General features: G+C 42.5%; 1 pseudogene. It reads left to right on the top strand.

The annotated features are described in order from the left end of the window. Positions 1–214, top strand: a pseudogene (locus CAAU_RS14380) (DNA-directed RNA polymerase subunit beta); the annotation flags it as partial.

The following is a 214-nucleotide window of genomic DNA, read 5'->3' as shown; positions in this document are numbered from 1 at the left end:
ATATGTATATGCTAAAGCTTGCTCACCTTGTTGACGATAAGATACACGCGCGTTCAACAGGTCCATACTCATTAGTTACCTAACAGCCACTTGGTGGTAAGGCACAATTTGGTGGTCAAAGATTTGGTGAGATGGAAGTTTGGGCAATAGAAGCATATGGTGCAGCTCATACCCTACAAGAAATATTGACAGTTAAGTCTGACGACGTTGTAGG

Source organism: Caloramator australicus RC3 (genome assembly GCF_000297115.1).
In the GTDB taxonomy this organism is placed as follows: Bacteria; Bacillota; Clostridia; order Clostridiales; family Caloramatoraceae; genus Caloramator; species Caloramator australicus.
Note: the sequence above shows the minus strand (reverse complement) of the source record. Positions and strands in the feature narration are given on the sequence as shown.